The organism is Inquilinus limosus MP06 (assembly GCF_000767795.1).
Lineage (GTDB): Bacteria > Pseudomonadota > Alphaproteobacteria > DSM-16000 > Inquilinaceae > Inquilinus > Inquilinus limosus_E.
The window spans coordinates 1-4,314 of record NZ_JANX01000541.1; the positions used below are offsets into that span (position 1 = coordinate 1).

The 4,314-nt window shown below is 69.0% G+C and carries 3 protein-coding genes; all 3 read right to left on the reverse strand.

Annotated features, from left to right (window positions below; all coding sequences use genetic code 11):
• Nucleotides 1-235 (reverse strand): biotin/lipoyl-containing protein (locus P409_RS27890; RefSeq protein ID WP_034846089.1); only part of this gene is annotated, 235 nt, incomplete at its 3' end.
• Between the two features lie 40 nt (nucleotides 236-275).
• Complete coding sequence (locus tag P409_RS27895) at nucleotides 276-3,203, reverse strand: 2-oxoglutarate dehydrogenase E1 component (protein WP_034846093.1); 2,928 nt, start codon at nucleotides 3,201-3,203, stop codon at nucleotides 276-278.
• Nucleotides 3,204-3,509: 306 nt separating this feature from the next.
• Nucleotides 3,510-4,314, reverse strand: an 805-nt coding sequence (gene sucD, locus P409_RS27900; protein WP_034846091.1) for a succinate--CoA ligase subunit alpha, incomplete at its 5' end; no start/stop codon positions are given.

The window sequence follows — 4,314 nt, forward strand, 5'->3', positions numbered from 1 at the left end:
CCTCGCCGATGCTGCCCAGCAGGGCGCCGACCTCGACATTGGCGCCTTCCTCGGCGGCCACCGATTCCAGCACGCCCGCCGCGGTGGCGTTGACCTCCAGCGTCACCTTGTCGGTCTCGAGCTCGACCAGCGGCTCATCCATGGCCACGGCCTCGCCCGGCTTCTTCAGCCAGCGGGCGACGGTGGCCTCGGTCACCGATTCGCCCAGGGCGGGCACCTTGATCTCGACGCTCATAGAGTCTCCATTCCTTCCGATCCGTTCGGGCGCTCTGAGATCAGCCGACCGACAGGGCCTCGTCGACCAGCTTGGCCTGTTCCTGGTTGTGGCGGCGCAGCAGGCCGGTGGCCGGGGCCGCGGCCTCCGGCCGGCCGGCATAGCGCGGCCGGGCGCTGCGATGCTTGATCTCGCCCAGCGCGGCCTCGATCTTGCGGTCGACGAAGTACCAGGCGCCCTGGTTCTCGGGCTCCTCCTGGCACCACACCACCTCGGCGTTCGGATACTTGGCCAGCTCCGCGCCCAGCGTCTTGCGCGGGAACGGGAACATCTGCTCCAGCCGGATGATGGCGACGTCCTTCAGGCCGCGCTCGTCGCGTTCCTTCTTCAGGTCGTAATAGACCTTGCCGGAGCAGATCACGACGCGCTTCACCTGCTCGCCGGCCACCAGCTCGGCGGTCTCGCCCAGCACGCGGTGGAAGGTCGACCCGTTGGTGAAGTCGTCCAGGGCCGAGACGCACTCCTTGTGGCGCAGCAGCGACTTCGGCGTGAACACCACCAGCGGCTTGCGGAAGTCGCGGTGGATCTGGCGGCGCAGCGCGTGGAAGTAGTTGGCCGGGGTGGTCAGGTTCACCACCTGCCAGTTGTCCTCGGCCGATTGCTGCAGATAGCGCTCGATGCGGGCCGAGGAATGCTCCGGCCCCTGGCCCTCATAGCCATGCGGCAGCAGCATCACCAGGCCGGACATGCGCAGCCACTTCTGCTCGCCGGAGGAGATGAACTGGTCGATGATGGTCTGGGCGCCGTTGGCGAAGTCGCCGAACTGCGCCTCCCACAGCGTCAGGGCCCGCGGCTCGGCCAGCGAATAGCCATATTCGAAGCCCAGCACCGCGAATTCCGACAGCGGGCTGTCATGCACCTCGTAGGCGGCCTGGCCCTCGCGGATGTGGTTCAGCGGGACGTAGCGCTCCTCGGTCTCCTGGTCGACCAGCACCGAATGGCGCTGGCTGAAGGTGCCGCGGCCGGAATCCTGGCCCGACAGTCGCACCGGGATGCCCTCGGCCACCAGCGTGCCGAAGGCCAGCGCCTCGGCCGTGGCCCAGTCGATGTCCCGGCCCGTCTCGATCATCTGCGCCTTGGCCTTGAGCTGGCGCACGACCTTCGGGTTGACGTTGATGCCGGCGGGGGCCGTGCTGATCGCCTTGCCGACCTCGCGCAGCAGCGCGTCCGGCGCCGCGGTGGCGCCGCGGCGGTCGTCGCCGGCGGCGATGGTCAGGCCCGACCAGGCGCCGCCCAGCCAGTCGGCCTTGTTCGGCTTGTAGGTGGTCGACCCCTCGAACGCCTCCTCCAGATGCTTCTGGAAGTCGCGCACCACGCCCTCGGCGGCCTCGGCCGTCAGCAGGCCTTCCTCGACCAGCTGCCGGGCGTACAGCTCGCGCACCGGCGGGTGCTTGGCGATGGTCTTGTACATCAGCGGCTGGGTGAAGGCCGGCTCGTCGCCCTCATTGTGGCCGAAGCGGCGGTAGCAGAACATGTCCACCACCACGTCATGGCCGAATCTCTGCCGGAACTCGATGGCGATGCGCGAGGCATGCACCACCGCCTCGGCGTCGTCGCCGTTGACGTGGAAGATCGGCGCCTGGACCGTCCGCGCCACGTCGGTGCAGTAGGGGCCGGAGCGGGAATAGACCGGCGCGGTGGTGAAGCCGATCTGGTTGTTGATGACGAAGTGGATGGTGCCGCCGACGCGATAGCCCTTCAGGTCGGACATCATCAGCGTCTCGGCCACCACGCCCTGGCCGGCGAAGGCGGCATCGCCATGGATCAGGAGCGGCAGGACCGCGGTGCGGTCCTCGTCGCGGCGCTGGGTCTGCTTGGCGCGGACCTTGCCGATCACCACCGGGTTGACGCATTCCAGATGCGACGGGTTGGCGGTCAGCGACAGGTGCACGGTGTGGCCGTCGAAGTCGCGGTCCGACGAGGTGCCGAGATGGTACTTCACGTCGGCCGAGCCCTGGACGTCGTCCGGGTTCGCCGGATTGCCCTGGAATTCCGAGAAGATCGCGGCGAAGGGCTTGCCCAGGAAGTTCGCCAGCGTGTTCAGGCGGCCGCGATGGGCCATGCCGATCACGATCTCCTCCAGCCCCAGCTGGCCGCCGCGCTTCAGCACCTGCTCCAGTGCCGGGATCATCGCCTCGCCGCCATCCAGGCCGAAGCGCTTGGTGCCGGTGTATTTGACGTTGAGGAAGCGCTCGAAGCTCTCGGCCGCGGTCAGGCGCTCATAGATGGCGCGCTTGCCCTCGGGGGTGAACTCGGTGCGGTTCTCGATCGTCTCGATCCGCTCCTGGATCCAGGCGCGCACGGCCGGATCCTGGATGTGCATGTACTCGACGCCGATATGGCCGCAATAGGTGGCGCGCAGCCGGGTCACGATCTGGCGCAGCGTCGGCGTGTCCAGGCCCAGCTGGCCGGCGACGTAGATCGGCCGCTCCATGTCGGCCTCGGTGAAGCCGTATGTGGCGGGGTCGAGGTCCGGATGGGTCTTGCTCTGCACCGTCAGGCCGAGCGGGTCGAGATCGGCCAGCAGGTGGCCGCGCACGCGGTAGGCGCGGATCAGCTGCATCGCCCGCAGCGTGTCATGGGCGGCGCGGCGGATGGCGTCGGCGTCCGGGGCGGCAGCCGCGGCGGCCGGGGCCTTGCCGGGCTTGGCGCCCCCCTTGGCTGAACCGGGGGCGGGTGCCTCGGTCGGGGCCTCCAGGGCGAAGGCCTCGCCCAGGCCGTTCAGCTTGACCGCGGGGATGGCGCCGTTCTGCGGGCTCCAGGACGGTCCGGTGTCGGCTTCCGCCTCGCCCTCGCCGAGGCCGGCGAAGAAGGCACGCCAGCTCTCATCGACCGAGCCTGGATCGGCGCGATAGCGCTCATGCAGCTCGGCGATGAAATCGGCATTCGGGGCGAACAGGAAGGAACTTTGTTCCGACGGGCTACCCATCATTTCCAACGGCCGGTCTCCGGCCGTTTCCCTGGCGGTCGGCGGCCGCATTGACGCCGCGGCCGGGCGGTCCCTCGCGGGACGGGCTCAAGTGGCGCGCAACCTACGCCGAAAGTCCAATGGATGAAAGATATGTCGGGCGCGGAACGAGCAATTTCCGGCGCCAATACGACAGATCTCCCACGCAAAGAACGCAAACGCGACATCCTGTCTGAAACAGACCGTCCGAATCGGCGGAACCTCGATACGAAAAAACCCCGACCGGCGGACCGGTCGGGGTTCACATCGATCACCAGCGGTGAAGGATCAGCCCTTCATCGCCGCGAGCATGGTCTTTCCGAGCGATGCCGGGGAGTCGGCGACGGCGATGCCGGCGGCCTTGAGCGCCTCGATCTTGTGGTCGGCGGTGTCGTGGCCGCCGGAGATGACGGCGCCGGCATGGCCCATGCGGCGGCCGGGCGGGGCGGTGCGGCCGGCGATGAAGCCGACCACCGGCTTCTTGGTGCCCGAGGCCTTCAGGAACTCGGCGCCCATCACCTCGGCGTCGCCGCCGATCTCGCCGATCATGATGATGCCCTCGGTCTCCGGGTCCTCCACGAACATCGTCAGCGCGTCGACGAAGTTGGTCCCGTTCACCGGGTCGCCGCCGATGCCGATGCAGGTGGTCTGGCCGAGGCCGGCCGCCGTGGTCTGCGCCACCGCCTCATAGGTCAGCGTGCCCGACCGGCTGACGATGCCGATCTTGCCGCGGCGGTGGATGTGCCCCGGCATGATGCCGATCTTGCACTCGCCCGGCGTGATCACGCCCGGGCAGTTCGGCCCGATCAGCCGGGTGGCGGAACCCGCCAGCGCCCGCTTGACCCGGACCATGTCCAGCACCGGGATGCCCTCGGTGATGCACACCACCAGCGGGATCCCGGCGTCGATCGCCTCCAGGATCGCGTCCGCGGCGAACGGCGGCGGCACGTAGATCACCGAGGCGTTGGCGCCGGTCTGGTCCACCGCCTGGGCCACGGTGTCGAACACCGGCAGGTCGAGGTGGCGGGTGCCGCCCTTGCCCGGGGTGACGCCGCCGACCATGCGGGTGCCGTAGGCGATCGCCTGCTCGGAA